A 15,578-nucleotide genomic window follows, 5' to 3' on the forward strand; every position below is an offset into this window, starting at 1 on the left:
ATGCGATTCTTCATTGCAGATGATGATCGTGCAATACGCTCGATTTTAGGTCAAATCATTGAGGATGAGGATTTGGGAGAGGTCGTAGATGAAGCGGGTGACGGAGTTGGATTAGAGGCACATTCACTGAACCTCAAGAAAGTAGACATCCTTTTGATTGATCTTTTAATGCCTGCTAGAGATGGCATTCAAACCATCCGCCATATCCACCCTGAATTCAAAGGCAAGGTCATTATGATTTCCCAAGTAGAGGCGAAAGAGATGATGGCAGAAGCCTATGAACTAGGGATTGAATATTATATCCATAAGCCTGTCAATCGCATTGAAATCGTCAGTGTGATTCGAAAAGTCATGGAGCGTATCAAGCTGGAAAAATCGATTTACGATATACAAGCCTCTCTTCGCCACGTGCTGCCATTAGAGCCTGTGATTTCTCAAGGTGCGGGCGCTGAGGCGAAGAGAAGGACGATGAAAGAAGCTGGGGAGTTCCTCTTATCTGAGCTGGGAATTGTCGGCGAGAGCGGCTCTAAAGATTTACTGGAGATACTCATCTACTTACATGAAACACAGTCAGCCAATTCTCATGAGGTCAATTTCCCGCCGCTAAAGCAGCTGTTTATCAAAACAGCAGAAAGAAAACTGGCTCATGATGCAACCGATGTAGAGGTGATGCGGGAAGTGAAAGCGGCGGAGCAGCGGATTAGACGAGCTATTCATCATTCCTTGAATCATTTTGCCTCACTAGGATTAACAGATTTCTCAAATCCTAAGTTTGAGCACTACGCGTCGAAGTTTTTCGATTTTACCGATGTCAGCCAAAGAATGAAAGAAATGCAGAAGGCATCTTCTCCCGCAGGATCGACGGGCAGAGTCAATACAAAGAAATTCGTACAAATCTTTTATTTTGAGGCAAAGCAGTTATTCGAAGGAATGAGCTGAGGAAAATCTGTTGGTATGATTGGAGAAAATAAACAGAGGAAGTCTGTCTATCCTATGATCTATCGTGATCTTCAGGTGTTTTTATAATTTAACTGATCATTCTGATTTTTCTTTTTTCTTGAAAATGAAACCCTCCTGTGCAATCGTTTGTTAAAATAGTGAGGTTAGACTAGAATGTCGGAGGTTTTATTTTGGGAAAAATTAAACGAAATGCGCTCTGCCCTTGCGGAAGCGGAAAAAAATATAAACATTGCTGTGGTCAAAAATCAGGCGGAGAACAAACGTCTGAGCTTGTGTTTAAGGAAGCTGTACAAGTCCAAAAGGATTTAATGAATTATGCTTTTTCTAAGCATCAAAGAGCGATCAATCAATTCATTAATGAGTTTTCTTTCCTTGCAGATATGGATAAAGAAACGCAACAAATCTCAGTTTTCCATTTGAGTGTATGGGGCATCTTCTTCCGTCCATTAACTGATCAGAAAGAGACCATTTTCCAAGAATTCCTGACGAAGAAGGCAGAGGATATTACCCGTCCGAAAACAAGACAAGTGGTCCAGTCTTGGACAGACATGGAGCCATCATTGCTTTTATTAAATGAAAAAACGGACGAGTCTCTTTACTTTGAGAATATGATAACAGCGGAGAAGGTTGAAGTAGATGTAAAACCTGATCAAACGGTACTGCCTGAAAAGGGAAGTCTCGTGCTTGGTTTTCCTGTTCAATTTGAAGAAAAGGCAGAGTTTTTCATTCAATATACGATGTTTGCGAAAGAGTTTACAGATACTCTTCTTCTTCAGGTCCGCCAGCTTGTTGACGCATATGAAGCAAATGGAGGAGCGCGCAGCACATTTATGAGAGAATCATTTCCTGATGTGCTGAAGTGTATGTTTGCGAAGCAAGAAGTAGAAGAATCAGAGACACCTGCTCAAACAGAAGGCGATGCAGGTCTATCAGCAGATCGTATGGACTGGGCAAGTGACGTCCAGCTGGAAACAGCTAAGCTGATTGAAGACGGAATGAAGGAGCACGGTGACCAAAGCCTGACAGATGGTGCTTTAACGGTTTGGAAAGCCTACTGTGATCAGAAATCACCTGTGATCCGTAAAGCAGCGTCATTTGCTGCCGGAATCGAATACTACATTCATTCACTTGCAAGCGATGCCCCGCTATCTCAAGCACAAGTAGCGAAAAAGTATGGTATTAGTGCGTCGACTGTATCGAGCCGTTTTAAAGATATCGAAAAAGCGGTGAAAGAAGAGCAAGAGGCGACAGTATAATCTAAAAAAAGACGCGGCTCCTTCAGAGGCCAGCGTCTTTTTTAGATTATCTCGTTTTAATAAAACCACTCATGTACTGCTCTGTATTATAATCATTGAGGTCAATTTTCCATTGACCCTCCCCATTACGTTTCATTTTCACTTCATATTCAGCTGGGCTGGAAACGGGAGGAAGTTTTTCGAATTCAGATGCGTACATGTTTAAGCTTTTTTTATACAATTCTTCTTTTGAACGGATTTTTCCGTTGTAAAACTCGTCTCTTTGCTTGTCTAGCTTGTCTTTTAAGTTAGAAGCATCAATGCCTGTTACTTGAGCGACAACTTTTGCTTCGTCATCAGAGATGGTTTTCACACTTGTTTCTACTTTGGCTTTATCCTTCATGGTGTTTTGAATGCGTTTGTACATCGACAGAATATCTCGGTCACTCACTTCATTTCCGTATATTCCTGCACTTCTTTTGAAGTCTTTTACAAACATCTCATGGTATTTATTGACGACATCCGATTGGTTGTCACCCGTTAAATCTGCGAATTCATCGTTCTTTTTATCAAAAACAATAATATCGGTATAAGCGGATAACGCTTTTGCTGGGTTATCCAGCTTTTTTGCTGAATCGAGTATTTTGTTTCCATCTAGGTCGATTTGGATGGAATCACTGTTTTTCTTGATGCTGTCCTGATAGACAAACTGATATTTTTTCCCTTTGTCTACTAGGAAATAAAGTGCTCCTGAAAGTGACTTGCCTTTGTTCAATGAACCAAGGTCAAGACGGTCTTTGCTGCCGTAGAATTTTAAATCAGATACTTTGGCATCGTCCTGATAAAGGGAGAAGTCAGAGTTATATAATGAAAGGGCTTTGTCACCTTTATTTGTGATCGTCAGATTGACTTTTAGTACCAATTCATTGTCTCTCAGGGTAGTTGTTGAGTCTTCTGGTAACGTATATTCGTAGCTATTAACTTTTACCTCTGCTGTTTTCGTTGACTTTTGATCAGCGTCGGTTGATTTGGCTGAGCTCTGGCAGGCTGCAGAGATGATCATCACGAATGAAATCATGAGGAGTGCACTTATTTTTTTAAGATTCACAGTTGATGCTCCTTTGCTTTTCTTTCGTCATTTCATTCCCGCTATCTGACTAAGAAAAAAGAAACAGATAGAATGGTATATTCGGGTGTTAAAGGGGAAAATATCCTAATGACGATTTGCACTATTCATTCTATCGAAATTCATTCATGATGAGGAATAGGTTTTAGTCCCTATTTTTGATCATTTTTAACACAATCACCTATAAAATAAGGAATTAAATAAGCATAATATACTAGTTAATAAGTATTGATTTATAGATTTATTTTAGGTTTTAAATGTTTTTTGTATAAAAATCTTGAAGTGAAGGTAGTTTTTATTTCACGAGGCGGTGCCGGATGGCGAAGACGACAGCCTGTGTACGGTCTTGTGCATTGAGCTTTTGTAAAATACGATGCACATGCGTTTTTACCGTACTTTTGCTGATAAATAATTGATCAGCAATGTCTTCATTCTTTAAGCCATAGGCCATTTGCTGTAATACATCGCGTTCACGTTCTGTGAATGATTCGTGAAGCAGATGAGTGTGATGTGTATCATTTGCCTGCTGAAGAGCTCGTGCCATCATGTGCTCAGAGGCTGCCGTTCGAAAGACAGATTCACCAGCAAAGGCGGTGCGGATGGCCTCAATTAATTCCTCAGGCATTGTATCCTTTAGCAAATAACCGACTGCCCCTGCACGAATTCCGTCAAAGACGTATTCTTCCGTATCAAAGGTCGTGAGAATCACAACTTTTACATCTGGATGCTTTTTTAAAATGTGCTCTGTTGCTGTGATGCCATCCATTCCAGGCATTTGTACATCCATCAGCAGTACGTCTGGAGTGTTGGTCGAGCAAAGCGTAACCGCCTCCTGACCGTCTGACGCCTCCCATATGACGTTAATATCCTCTTGAGCGCTTGCAATATAACGAAATCCTTGGCGGATCAGCGGCTGATCATCAATAATGCCAATCTTAATAGGGTTTGTCATGCCTTGGAGTCCTCCTTGATAGGAATTTGAATATGAATACAGAAGCCGTGCGGCTCGCGTATGGACGTCTTGAGGGAACCGCCTGCTGCGTCACACCGTGCCTTCATGCCTGACAGCCCAAAGCCAAATGAAAGATCTTTTTCGCTGGTCAAATATCCATCGTCTTCAATGTTCATCATCAGCTCATGCTGGTGGTTATATAGCGTAATGGTCATCGCGGTCGCCTTGGCATGGCGAATTGTATTGGTGATGGCTTCTTGTAAAATGCGGTAAAGCAGTTCAGATACGGAGAGCGGCCATTTTTTATACGTAAGCTGCTCTGTATGAAAGTGAATGTCAAGCTCACCCGATATCTCTCCTTGCTTGATGAGGCTGCGAAGTCCGGCAAGTCCGAGACCTGCATCATCTGACGCCATATGATGAACCACAGAACGAACCTCGGTGAGACAATTTTTAGAAATATTGATCAGCTCCTGAAACGTCTGCGTCATCTGCTCTGGTTCTTCCTGCTTTAAACGGTAGGGCAAAGACTGCAGCTGGACAATCATCGAGGTTAATTGGTGTCCGATGCTGTCATGCAGGTCACGTGCAATTCTGCTTCGCTCCTCCAGCACTGCAAATTGGAGAGATTGAACGGTCGCTTCTTCAAGCTCCATATGCGCCTTTTTCAATTGTTCATGGGCTTCTGATAATTCCTTGTGAACCAATTGCAATTCTCCGAAGTGTTCTTCCTTTAATTCCTGTTCACGCCGCCGCATTCTAGAAATCAAAACAAGTGTATACACAAGCAGCTGGAATAGCGGGAGAGTGATCACCATGTTCCAAGAAAAATCGTTTACATAATAGCTGATCCCACTAGTGAAAAAGATGATGGCAAATAGATAGGGGTGATGCGCCTCTGAAAAACGAAAAGCGATAAAGCCAATCATAAAAAAGGTCAGCCCAATACTGTCTTGAATCTGACCTGTCACCAGCCACAAGAGATGTGTCAGAATCCACATTAAGAAGAGCATAGAAAATTGCTTTTTAGGTGACAGCTTGCTTTTTGGAAAAAGACAAAGGAGAAATACCAAATAGACGAAGGTTCGAAACACCAATTCGCCTATTGAAAGGGGCTCATACATTTGAATATACATATAGATCAATACAAGGCCTAATACAAATTTTCGCCTTATTTGACCTAAAAGCTTGAGCGGCTGCTGAAGGTTCATATCAAAAACTCCTGTCTGTCAGTTAATAGCAGCAGATGCCTTGATGTTCATATATTTTTTTAAAAGAATAAAACGTAATCCGATCATACTGCCGATTGGAAGGAATGTCAGGCCATTTGCGAAAATAATCAGGGAATGACCGCCATCCTGTACAATTGAACCTACTGTCATCCGGATAAGGATGATTCCGATGAAAAAAAGTGTTCCGTAGAGTGAGCTGGCGGCGGTGATACGCCCCGACTGTTGATCATATGTTACTTTGTATAGTTTACCTCTCCATAGCCCGATTGCAAAACCTGTGAGTGCAAAGACAATCATTGCAAGCAGGCTCATCGCTGTAATTTCAATATGCTGGGTAAAGGAATAAGAGAGTGTGCCTAATAAAATGAGTGGTCCTATGAGAAGCCTGATGGGGCGGATTTCTTTTTCCTTGCCTGTTCTTAAAAGCAGAATAATCATAATGATGACAATTTGAATGGTCATGAGAAGATCTCCTTTTCGTTTTAGTCTATCTTCATCATACGCATCTGCTATTTTCGCAGCGTCCACCTGCAGGTTGATTTTTAGAGAGCGGTATACTTGAATGTTGGAAATGATTCGTGGGAAAATAAGGATGATTATGTAGATAAGGGAGATGAGCTTTTGAAAAAGGTAACGCTTGGACGAACTGATTTGCAGGTAAATCCGATAGGGCTTGGTACGAATGCAGTAGGCGGGCATAATTTATTCCCGAATCTAAGTGAGGATGCTGGACGGGAGCTTGTGGAGACGGCTCTTGATCAAGGTGTCAATTTCCTAGATTCTGCTTTTATTTATGGGCTGGGCCGTTCAGAGGAATTAATCGGTGAGATCATTGCCAAAAGAGGCGGTAGAGAAAAGCTTGTCCTTGCGACAAAAGGGGCTCATAAAGAAGTAAACGGCCAAATTGAACTTGATAACAGCCGTGATTTCTTAAGAGGGCAGGTCGAAAATAGCCTGAAACGGCTGCAAACTGATTATATTGACTTGTACTATATGCATTTCCCGGACGGGCGTACGCCGCTCGAAGAAGTAGCAGGTACATTAAAGGAATTGAAGGATGAAGGAAAAATCAGGGCAATCGGTGCATCAAACCTTGATTTTGAACAGCTTCAAGCCTTTAATCGAGATGGCTACTTAGATGTGCTTCAATCGGAGTATTCTCTGCTGAAACGTCAGGCAGAGCAGGATCTTCTTCCATACTGCGTCGAGCATGGGATCTCCTTTATTCCTTATTTCCCATTGGCATCAGGCTTGTTGACCGGGAAATTTACAAAGGATGCGACATTTGATGATATTCGAGCAAAGGACCCGCTTTTCCAAGGCGATGCATTCCTTTCAAATCTCGAAAAAGTAGACAAGCTAAAAGCCATTGCTCAATCAAAGAATGCAGAAACAGCACACGTCGCACTCGCTTGGCTCTTAGCGCAGGATGGCATTGATGCTATTATTCCAGGGGCAAAACGAGCAGACCAAGTGCTGCAAAACCTAAAAACAAACGATGTTCAATTAACAGAAGAGGAAATCAATCAAATTGATAAAATCTTCTCTTAACACTAAAAAAGGTGCAGCTATGCACCTTTTTTTTATGACATGGTGAGAGGGATTTTGATGACGAGCCGCAAATTTGGAGAACGGTAAGTGAAATCAAGTGTACCGTCTGCCTTTTCAACAAGCTGTTGAATGATATACGTCCCCATGCCTTGATGATCGCCGCCTTTTGTCGAACGGCCAAAAGTTTTGAATAAATGATCTAGCACGTGTTTTTCCATACCTTTTGTGCTGTTTTCACAATGGATTAAAAATAATCCGCTCCGAATAGAGGTCGTGACCGAGATGCTGCCCTCTTTTCCGGCTTGCTTCGCTTCAATCGCTGCATCTAGGGCATTATCAAGCAGGTTGCCAGTAAAACTAACCTGATCCGCCTTTGAAAAGGGAAGCGATGAAAAGGGTGCTTGAAGGTCTAGTGAAAGTGCAATGTCCTCTTTCTCAGCCCGCTCCAAAAAGGAGTGTAGGGTAGAGGCCAAATAAGCATTTTCGCCTTTCATCCATGGGAAATGTTTGACGTATTGCTGAATCAAATCTTTGATCTCACGCTCGTCGTTCGACGAAGAAAAGGCATTTAAATGTCTGGCTGTTTCATGATGTTTACTGCGCATCTCAAGAAGTAATTCGTTGGTTCTTGATTCTGCTTTTATGAGCTCTTGAAGCCGTCCATTTAACTGTTTTTCTGTCTGCATCACCTTCAATGAGAGGATATCAACTGTCACCATCATGATGAGCGCCAAAAGATAGGTCAGCCCATTCGGTTGCGTTACAAACAGCAAAAGACCTGCGCAGGTGATGAGTATAAAAGCGCCTAATATCACATCACCACTCGTATGAGGCAAAAATCTTTTGTACATGAAAAATGTATAAACACACATCGCGCAAAAGGTAAGAAGCCACAACACAATGGATGGTAACGGCAGAAAGGCTTCAGCAGCTGCATGAAACGCAAGACCTAACCATATGAGGGCATAAATGCGAAATCCAAGATAGAAAGCGTTCACGTTCGTTCTCCTTAAAAATAGTATTTCTTAAAGAATTCTAATTGCTGCTTGGTCATCATGGCTTTTTTATCTGTACCTTCAAAAGACACGATATACGAATTTTTAGCATACGCCGAGAAATTCTTAATGTAATGAATATTGATGATAAACGATCGGTGGGAGCGGATAAAATCCTTTTCAGCCAGATCGCCCTTTAACTCGTTTAATGTCTGATAGGTCTGAATATCTCCTGTCGTTGTCACGATAGTTGTTGAGCGGCCCGTTCGTTCAACAAAAATGACATCTTTTTTCTGCAGCACATGAATATCTGACTGCTGTTTAATGAGAAGCCGTCCATGAATGCTTTTCTCCTGCTTGGTGGACATATAACGCTCTAAGCATTTCGCAATTCGATCAGCTTGGTAGGGCTTCATAATATAATCATGTACATTCAAATCAAACGCATGGACCGCATATCCACTGTTTCCTGTAACAAAGACCACATCGACATTCAGTGCGTGAGAGTGAATGAGGTCCGCTAGTTCATAGCCGGACATTCCAGGCATTTCAATGTCAGCGAACAACAGATCAATGTCTCCTTTTTTGACCTTCTCATATGCATCCTCTGCTGACTGCGTGACAAAGACAATGTCCACAGCCTCCATCCTGCCTACAATGGCGTGCAGCTTTTCTAAATCTACTCGGTAATCATCGACGAGGCCTACTTTTATCATAAAAATCACCTATGACTCTTCTTATTATTTGTCTATTTTACCATTTGTTTTTTTGAAATAGATCATTTCAAGACAGAAAAAGGACGTTTCGCGACATTTTTATATCAGGCAGGCATTATTTTTTCTATCATAGACTTAGAAAGTTGAAAGGGGCGAACCAAATGATTACTCTCGGCGATTGCAGCTGCTGGTTTAAAGATAAGAAAAAAGTCGTGAAAGCGATGAAACATATGACGTTCTCCGTGAAGGAAGGGGAAGTCGTTGGCATCTTAGGAGAAAATGGTGCAGGAAAAACGACATTATTGCGCGCCGTAGCCACATTATTAGAGCCTACACACGGAACAGTCACTGTTGCAGGCTTTGATACAGTGAAAGAAGCAACAGAAGTGAAAAAACGAATTGGTGTCTTGTTTGGCGGAGAGACGGGGCTTTACGACCGTTTGACGGCAAGAGAAAACCTTGAATACTTTGGCAAATTATATGGCTTAGATCAGCATGAAATCAAAGCAAGAATAGAGGATTTGGCAAAGCGTTTTGGAATGAGACAATATATGGATCGCAAGGTGAAAGGATTCTCAAGAGGGATGAAACAAAAGGTGGCGATTGCCAGAACGTTAATTCATGATCCTGACATTATCTTATTTGATGAGCCGACAACAGGCTTAGATATCACGTCGAGTAATATTTTCAGAGATTTTATCCATCAGCTCAAGCAGCAAAATAAAACGATCCTCTTTTCAAGCCACATCATGGAAGAAGTCAGCCAGCTTTGCGACAGTGTGATGATGATTCATCAAGGAGAGCTTGTGTACAAAGGGACACTTCCAGAATTATATGCACAGGAACAAAGTGAAGACTTGAACTATATCTTTATGTCGAAGCTCGCTAGGGGGATTTCATAATGTGGAAAACCGTCTTTTTGAAAGAAATGACAGATGCGCTAAGGGACAGAAAAACGTTACTCTTAACCGTGCTGATTCCTCTTTTGACGATGCTTGGGCTGGTGTTCTTTTATGAAAGCATGATTGCAGATCCAGGGGATAAAGCCTATACAGTCGCCATCAATGAACAGCTTCCAGCCGAAATGAACCAAATGATCAAAGAGGTCAAAAACCTAAACCTTGAAACATTTGATGATCCGCAGCAAGCCGTCAAGGATGGGGAGGCAAATGCTTACCTGGAAATGCCGAAAGAAGCAGGTGATATGCTCAAGCATCAAAAGCCATTCGCCATTAAAATTCATGGATATACGACAGATGATGATTCAGTGATCACCGTTCAAATGCTGCAATCATTGCTGGAGCAGTATCAAAACCAGGTGGTCGAGAAGCGCTTAGCAGCGGATCAAATCGATACGTCCGTTATACATCCGTTTGAAGTGCAGTCCGTTGATGTAGAAGCAGGTGATGAAGGGGAAAATGGAGTGACCGCTATGCTGTTGTCGATTCTCCTTCCAATGATTTTGGTGACCTCCGTGATCTCAGGAGCTTTGCCGGCAGCGCTTGATATTGTAGCAGGTGAAAAAGACCGAAAATCAATTGAAGCCTTATTCCTGACACCGGCCAGCAGACTCCAGATTCTCATCGGAAAATGGCTCGCTGTCTCTATGTTCGGTATTTTAAGTGGGATTGTGGCGATCGGGATGCTGCTTCTATCCACTTTGCTCTTTACAGAAAAGCTGAAGCAAGCTCTGAACTTTGGTGATCAAATGTGGAGCATTATCGGCGTCATGTTTGCGGCGCTTATCATCTTCTCCTTCATGGTATCCATGATTGAATTGCTGCTCAGTGTGATGTCGGGCTCAGTCAAAGAAGCGCAGTCGTACATGTCCATGATCATTACACTAGGTGTGCTCCCAATGTTCTTTACCATGAGAGCGGGTGCTACGCAGCTAGATACGTATTACTTTGCCATCCCATTCCTCAATATTCATGCGCTGTGTAAGCAATTGATGTTTGGTATCATCGATCCAATGTCCATCGCCCTGACACTCGGCTCCTCAGCCTTGGCAGTCGTCATCCTGTTTGTCATCGTCAGAAGCTTGTTTATGAAAGAGAAATGGATGCTTGCGAAATAAAGAAAAACTTGCAGATATGTTCTGCAAGTTTTTTTATATTCAGAGATTCATATAAAAGAGGCTCGCGATAGCATGATGGAAGAGGAAATGATATAATTATCCTAATTTTGCCAAATAAAGAAGTTCGGGTAGGTCTTATCAAACAGATGACGATGATGTGTTAGGACTATGTAATATATATGCTCAGCAAACACACCATTTTGAAGCCTTTATTTTGGGAAACAGGGTAGGTTTATTAGAATTAAGAAATGCAATAGACAAGGCTTTAGAAACCGGTAGTTCTACTGCAACGTTATTCCCTTCTGATTATGAGGGATATGATGTCTATATTGCTTTAATAGACGATGAGCAAAGGTTTGAAAAATTAACAACTCCTTATGTAGAGGAATACGTACAAGAGGAAGATGCGGTTGATCCAATTGAGATCATTAAAGAATATGAAGCTGAAAAGAGGAATTCATCTTTATAAAATATTCGCGATATGAAAAAAGCCCGATCTCACTATATTAGCAGCCATTACTATATTTATGGTGGATATTCAGTGGGTGTGGCTGGCGATTTTCTTGCTTTCTTCTCTGTATTTCGGAATCAAATATAGGAAACAACCGAAATAAATTAAGAAAAAACCCCCGGGATCGGGGGTTTTCCTTTAGTTCTTGATGAATTTCTCAACTAATGAGCTTGTTTTGTAATCGTTCAAATCAAGTTTCCATTGGTCGATATCATTTTTCTTCATGTTGACTTCTACTGTTTCTTCAGAAGATGATGGTCCTAATTTTTTAAACTCATCTGGGTAAATCGATAGTAAGTATTTTTGCGCTTCATCATAAGAAGCTGAACGGTTTTTGCTGTAGAACTCAGTTGCTTTCTCTTTCAAACGATCGACAAGCGGACTTGCATCGATTGGTGTCAGAGTCACAGTCACGACAGCTTTATCACCACTGATCGCTTTTGTTTTTGTTGATACTTTTGATTTTTCAGCTAATGTTTCTTTCACTGCTTTTAAAAGCTTATCGAGGTTTTCGTCCTTCGCTGAGCTAGAAGAAATACCAGAAGAAGTGATATAGCCTTGCTTGAATGATTTATCAAATTCGTTCACAACAGTTGATTTGTTATCACCTGTTAGTTTTTCAAAATCGTCGTTTTTCTTACCAAAAATCATCACATCAATATAAGAAGAAAGAGCTTTTGCAGATGCTTGAAGTGTATCTGCTTTTTTCATTAAGTCTTTACCTTTAATATCGAACTCTAGTGTTTTGTCATCTTTTTTAGAACCACTGCCTGGCTCTGTGTACACAAGCTGATAGTCTTTTTCTTTATCAACAACAAAGAAAAGACCGCCTTTTGTGACTTTGTCTGCATTTAAAGAGCTTGAAGATAATACTTCGTTGTAGTCATCTGGAGAGATCGTAGATACCTGTGCGTCATCTTGGTAAAGCGTGAAGTTGCTTTTATCAACATTGAGAGGCTCTTTGCTGATATTTTTTACAGATACATTCACTTTTAGTACATACTGATCATCCTGTACAGATGTATCGTATTGAGGTGGTAATGTGTACTCAGCACTTTCTACCTTTACCTCTGCTGCATCAAGAGATTTTTTGGTATCGTTTTCTTTCGCAGCTGTTTTGTCTTTTCCACCACTACAAGCAGCAGCGACAACAGTTACACACAAGATCAGAAGAAACAGGGATAATTTCTTTTTAAACATGGCGTGTTTTCCTCCTCGGGTTTATGGTGAATTTCATTGAAAAGCTGTAGTTCATATCATTCTTTTTGCACAAAAAGAAAAATACTGTATGTTTTTTACTGTAGAATGAAGCGAAAGTACTGTCAATACCTCAGTGCGTTTCCGAGGTTGATTGGCTTCAAGTAGTAAAAATGACACTAAGTTGAGAGGAGAAACTTGTAATTTATTATTTGATATCTCCTGTAGAAACTCAACATTTTATATTTTAAGGTTTTGAGTCGGATTATTGAATAGGTTCAAATGACTGTTTTTGAAGATGATGTCGCAATTAGAAGGATTTTTATGACTTGTAAATGAGTATATAGTAATGAATATTTCTTCCTGTTATGTATATGGTCACTTGGTTTGAGTGTTGTTGGCAGCGAGACACATGTCCAGCAAATTTAGACAGGCTGCCGACACTGAACGTGCTTTTTCATGTCAAAATGGCAGTCATCTACACAGAAACGCTACATAAAATAAAAGAGAAACGAACTGGAGGTGGATGTATGGCAGTGGTAAGAGCGACAAGCTCTGATATTGATTTAATGGCCAGACTGCTGAGAGCGGAGGCAGAAGGTGAAGGGAGGCGAGGGATGCTGCTCGTAGGAAACGTGGGCATCAATCGTTTGCGTGCCAACTGCTCTGACTTTAAAGGGCTGCGTACGATTCCACAAATGATTTATCAGGAGCATGCATTTGAAGCGGTCACGCATGGTTACTTCTATCAGCGAGCACGAGAAACGGAAAAAACACTTGCGCGGAGAAATATTAACGGAGAACGTTTTTGGCCGGCAAAATTCAGCCTTTGGTATTTTAAACCGCCTGGCGATTGTCCGGCGACTTGGTACAATCAGCCGTTTGTGGCAAGGTATAAGTCGCATTGCTTTTATCAGCCAACCGCCGAAACGTGTGAAAATGTTTATAACACCTTTTAGCTTGATGAAACGCACAACCCTCTTAGAGTACAAATGCAGAGGGTTGTGTTTTTGTTTTTTCCAAAATGGGTAACCATTGTGTATCAGCAAGATGAAGCACGTGAATGGAGGAAATGAAGATGTATCAAGATTTAAAAGGGAAAACAGCCATTGTCACAGGTTCTTCAAAAGGAATTGGACAAGCGATCGCATTGCGGTTTGGACAAGAGGAAATGAATGTGGTTGTGAACTATAAAGGCGATGAAGATGGAGCTGAAGAGACCGTACAAGCCATTCAGAAGCACGGAGGTGGGGCGGTGAAAGTACACGCAGATGTCTCCAAAGAGGAAGGCATCCAAGCCATCATGGATACAGCACTGGAGCATTTCGGTACAGTAGATGTATTCGTCAATAATTCAGGCTTCAACGGCGAAGAAGCGCTGCCGCATGAGATGACGCTGGAGCAATGGCAAAACGTCATCGATGTCAACATAACAGGTGCATTTTTAGGCGCAAAGGCTGCGCTCGCCTATATGATGGAGCATGACATCAAAGGATCTATTTTAAATATTTCCAGTGTCCATCAGGAAATTCCGCGCCCGTTCAATGTTCATTATTCCACTTCAAAGGGCGGAATGAATATGATGACGAAGACGCTGGCTCTTGATTATGCCGAAGCAGGTATTCGAATCAACGCGATTGCGCCGGGTACCATGGCAACCGAATCGAATGATGATTTACAGGATGAATTGAAAAAACAAAAGCAGCTTGAGAAAATTCCGATGAGAACTTTTGGTGAACCGAAGGAGATTGGGGCCGCTGCTGCATTCCTCGTTTCTAAGGAAGCGGCGTATATCACAGGCACCACCTTATTTGTAGATGGTGGAATGACACTTTATCCTTCTCAAATCAATGATTAATCCAAAAAACATCCGCCTGTTCATCCGGCGGATGTTTTTTGTTCGTAGCGTTGAGCGGCTTTGGCCGGTTTGCCGAGCAGCACCGGGTATTTGCTCAGGAAGGAGATACATGGCACCATGAGCAGCAATGTGCCAATCGTATAAAAAAGTGTCCAAGAGAGCTGTGCTGTATCAGCAATATTGATACCGAGTCCATAAAAAACAAATGCTTTCATGATATCGATACCGGCAAACTGCAAGACAAGAATGACAATAGAATTACGTCCTAGATACGTCAAAATAGGGGATGTTTTCAATTTAAAGCTTAAATAAATCACGGCAGCCGAACCGAGCAGAGCACATGCGTAGAAAATAAAGAGATCACCGTAGTCGTTGACGCGCATATCGATCCGTGAATTAAAGCTTTGCATGTAAGCCGTCAGCACAAGCAGACCTGTACATAAAAGAAGGGTTGGATCTGTTTTTAATTCCACAAACCATTGCTTTGCTAAAAATCCAATCGAATAAAACACAACAGCCGTCAAGGCGACATTGGCGTTCCAAGGAAGACTTTGATCTAAAAGCAAGGTAGAGGCATATCCAGCACCTCCGCAAAGAACAGTCAGCAAGATCACGGCAGCGGTTTTTCCTTTAGAAAGACGATGCATAAAGAAAAATAAAATTTCCACTAAAAAGAGCGTCGTTAAAAACCAAATCGCTGGGTTATGTGTGAGTCTTGCTTCATCTGCATTGGATATGAAAATACCTGTAAACGGAACGAAAGGATCAATATCCGTTTGTCCCTTGAATGCGAAAAAACGGGTAACGGAGAACCAAAATACATACGTAATGATGGAGAAATAGAGATAGGGCAAGAGTAAACTTTTGGCTTTTTTCTGAATAAATGACAGAGCAGGGGATGAGGATGATCGAAACATCATGCCTGATAGTAAAAAGAAAAGCGGCATATGAAAAGAGTAAATGAATTGCTTGAGCGAATCTGGAATGGGCACATGCGCCATGACCACGAGCAGAATGCCAATTCCTTTAGCTGCATCAACCCAATCGAGTCTCTTTTTCATGTCTGTCATCTCCTTCTTTCTCAGCGTTGTAAACCGTTCATTGAATATGTACCTCTACTATATAAAAGGTACACCTCTTATGCGTTTACAGTTCGCTAACGATTAGA

At 41.5% G+C, this 15,578-nt stretch carries 16 protein-coding genes; 8 read left to right on the forward strand and 8 right to left on the reverse strand.

What is annotated here, in order from left to right; all coding sequences use genetic code 11:
- Both NSQ34_RS01515 and NSQ34_RS01520 read left to right on the forward strand, forming a co-directional pair.
- Positions 1-939 (forward strand): response regulator, encoded by a 939-nt coding sequence (locus NSQ34_RS01515; RefSeq protein WP_176967357.1) that lies wholly within the window; start codon positions 1-3, stop codon positions 937-939.
- 191 nt (positions 940-1,130) lie between these two features.
- Entirely contained in the window at positions 1,131-2,216 is a 1,086-nt protein-coding gene (locus tag NSQ34_RS01520) for an SEC-C metal-binding domain-containing protein (protein WP_034283189.1), read from the forward strand.
- Positions 2,217-2,262: 46 nt separating this feature from the next.
- Here NSQ34_RS01520 and NSQ34_RS01525 read toward each other — a convergent pair whose 3' ends face one another.
- From NSQ34_RS01525 to NSQ34_RS01540, 4 genes are all read right to left on the reverse strand, one after another.
- On the reverse strand, positions 2,263-3,303 hold the full coding sequence (locus NSQ34_RS01525; RefSeq protein ID WP_034283192.1) for a DUF4352 domain-containing protein: 1,041 nt from the start codon (positions 3,301-3,303) through the stop codon (positions 2,263-2,265).
- 313 nt (positions 3,304-3,616) lie between these two features.
- Complete coding sequence (locus NSQ34_RS01530; protein ID WP_176967356.1) at positions 3,617-4,273, reverse strand: response regulator transcription factor; 657 nt, start codon at positions 4,271-4,273, stop codon at positions 3,617-3,619.
- Entirely contained in the window at positions 4,270-5,484 is a 1,215-nt protein-coding gene (locus tag NSQ34_RS01535; protein ID WP_176967355.1) for a sensor histidine kinase, read from the reverse strand. The genes NSQ34_RS01530 and NSQ34_RS01535 overlap by 4 nt, the downstream gene beginning before the upstream one ends.
- 18 nt (positions 5,485-5,502) lie before the next feature.
- Positions 5,503-5,967 (reverse strand): DUF1453 domain-containing protein, encoded by a 465-nt coding sequence (locus NSQ34_RS01540; RefSeq protein ID WP_231293948.1) that lies wholly within the window; start codon positions 5,965-5,967, stop codon positions 5,503-5,505.
- Between the two features lie 159 nt (positions 5,968-6,126).
- Between NSQ34_RS01540 and NSQ34_RS01545 the strand changes: the two genes are divergently transcribed.
- Positions 6,127-7,056, forward strand: coding sequence for an aldo/keto reductase (locus NSQ34_RS01545; protein ID WP_034283198.1), 930 nt, complete (start codon positions 6,127-6,129; stop codon positions 7,054-7,056).
- A gap of 32 nt (positions 7,057-7,088) precedes the next feature.
- On the opposite strand, the gene NSQ34_RS01550 is transcribed toward NSQ34_RS01545, so the two are convergent.
- Positions 7,089-8,054, reverse strand: a complete 966-nt coding sequence (locus tag NSQ34_RS01550; RefSeq protein WP_176967354.1) for a GHKL domain-containing protein — start codon at positions 8,052-8,054, stop codon at positions 7,089-7,091.
- A gap of 11 nt (positions 8,055-8,065) precedes the next feature.
- Positions 8,066-8,767, reverse strand: coding sequence for a LytTR family DNA-binding domain-containing protein (locus tag NSQ34_RS01555; RefSeq protein ID WP_025092773.1), 702 nt, complete (start codon positions 8,765-8,767; stop codon positions 8,066-8,068).
- A 161-nt stretch (positions 8,768-8,928) separates the two neighbouring features.
- Between NSQ34_RS01555 and NSQ34_RS01560 the strand changes: the two genes are divergently transcribed.
- From NSQ34_RS01560 to NSQ34_RS01570, 3 genes are all read left to right on the forward strand, one after another.
- Positions 8,929-9,669 (forward strand): ATP-binding cassette domain-containing protein, encoded by a 741-nt coding sequence (locus NSQ34_RS01560; RefSeq protein ID WP_098677392.1) that lies wholly within the window; start codon positions 8,929-8,931, stop codon positions 9,667-9,669.
- Complete coding sequence (locus NSQ34_RS01565) at positions 9,669-10,844, forward strand: ABC transporter permease (RefSeq protein WP_098677393.1); 1,176 nt, start codon at positions 9,669-9,671, stop codon at positions 10,842-10,844. The genes NSQ34_RS01560 and NSQ34_RS01565 overlap by 1 nt, the downstream gene beginning before the upstream one ends.
- A 157-nt stretch (positions 10,845-11,001) precedes the next feature.
- On the forward strand, positions 11,002-11,313 hold the full coding sequence (locus tag NSQ34_RS01570; RefSeq protein ID WP_098677394.1) for a hypothetical protein: 312 nt from the start codon (positions 11,002-11,004) through the stop codon (positions 11,311-11,313).
- Between the two features lie 180 nt (positions 11,314-11,493).
- Here NSQ34_RS01570 and NSQ34_RS01575 read toward each other — a convergent pair whose 3' ends face one another.
- Complete coding sequence (locus NSQ34_RS01575; RefSeq protein WP_034283205.1) at positions 11,494-12,555, reverse strand: DUF4352 domain-containing protein; 1,062 nt, start codon at positions 12,553-12,555, stop codon at positions 11,494-11,496.
- Between the two features lie 527 nt (positions 12,556-13,082).
- On the opposite strand from NSQ34_RS01575, the gene NSQ34_RS01580 reads away from it, so the two are divergent.
- Both NSQ34_RS01580 and NSQ34_RS01585 read left to right on the forward strand, forming a co-directional pair.
- The gene (locus NSQ34_RS01580) at positions 13,083-13,511 is read left to right on the forward strand and encodes a cell wall hydrolase (protein WP_024424361.1); all 429 of its coding nucleotides are present in this window, start codon (positions 13,083-13,085) and stop codon (positions 13,509-13,511) included.
- Positions 13,512-13,630: 119 nt separating this feature from the next.
- Positions 13,631-14,410 (forward strand): glucose 1-dehydrogenase, encoded by a 780-nt coding sequence (locus NSQ34_RS01585; RefSeq protein WP_024427225.1) that lies wholly within the window; start codon positions 13,631-13,633, stop codon positions 14,408-14,410.
- Between the two features lie 20 nt (positions 14,411-14,430).
- Here the strand turns inward: NSQ34_RS01585 and NSQ34_RS01590 are convergent, their stop codons facing one another.
- The gene (locus tag NSQ34_RS01590; protein WP_254001549.1) at positions 14,431-15,471 is read right to left on the reverse strand and encodes an acyltransferase family protein; all 1,041 of its coding nucleotides are present in this window, start codon (positions 15,469-15,471) and stop codon (positions 14,431-14,433) included.
- Positions 15,472-15,578: the final 107 nt, after the last annotated feature.

The sequence above is a fragment of the Bacillus sp. FSL P2-0069 genome (genome assembly GCF_038593315.1).
Taxonomy (GTDB): Bacteria; Bacillota; Bacilli; order Bacillales; family Bacillaceae; genus Bacillus; species Bacillus safensis.

Bases quoted from the DNA above. Each gene is read 5' to 3' on its own strand.
- NSQ34_RS01530 (WP_176967356.1), bottom strand. From the start codon at position 4,273: ATGACAAACCCTATTAAGATTGGCATTATTGATGATCAGCCGCTGATC.
- NSQ34_RS01585 (WP_024427225.1), top strand. From the start codon at position 13,631: ATGTATCAAGATTTAAAAGGGAAAACAGCCATTGTCACAGGTTCTTCA.
- NSQ34_RS01565 (WP_098677393.1), top strand. From the start codon at position 9,669: ATGTGGAAAACCGTCTTTTTGAAAGAAATGACAGATGCGCTAAGGGAC.
- NSQ34_RS01590 (WP_254001549.1), bottom strand. From the start codon at position 15,471: ATGAAAAAGAGACTCGATTGGGTTGATGCAGCTAAAGGAATTGGCATT.
- NSQ34_RS01555 (WP_025092773.1), bottom strand. From the start codon at position 8,767: ATGATAAAAGTAGGCCTCGTCGATGATTACCGAGTAGATTTAGAAAAG.
- NSQ34_RS01580 (WP_024424361.1), top strand. From the start codon at position 13,083: ATGGCAGTGGTAAGAGCGACAAGCTCTGATATTGATTTAATGGCCAGA.
- NSQ34_RS01515 (WP_176967357.1), top strand. From the start codon at position 1: ATGCGATTCTTCATTGCAGATGATGATCGTGCAATACGCTCGATTTTA.
- NSQ34_RS01560 (WP_098677392.1), top strand. From the start codon at position 8,929: ATGATTACTCTCGGCGATTGCAGCTGCTGGTTTAAAGATAAGAAAAAA.
- NSQ34_RS01575 (WP_034283205.1), bottom strand. From the start codon at position 12,555: ATGTTTAAAAAGAAATTATCCCTGTTTCTTCTGATCTTGTGTGTAACT.
- NSQ34_RS01540 (WP_231293948.1), bottom strand. From the start codon at position 5,967: ATGACCATTCAAATTGTCATCATTATGATTATTCTGCTTTTAAGAACA.
- NSQ34_RS01535 (WP_176967355.1), bottom strand. From the start codon at position 5,484: ATGAACCTTCAGCAGCCGCTCAAGCTTTTAGGTCAAATAAGGCGAAAA.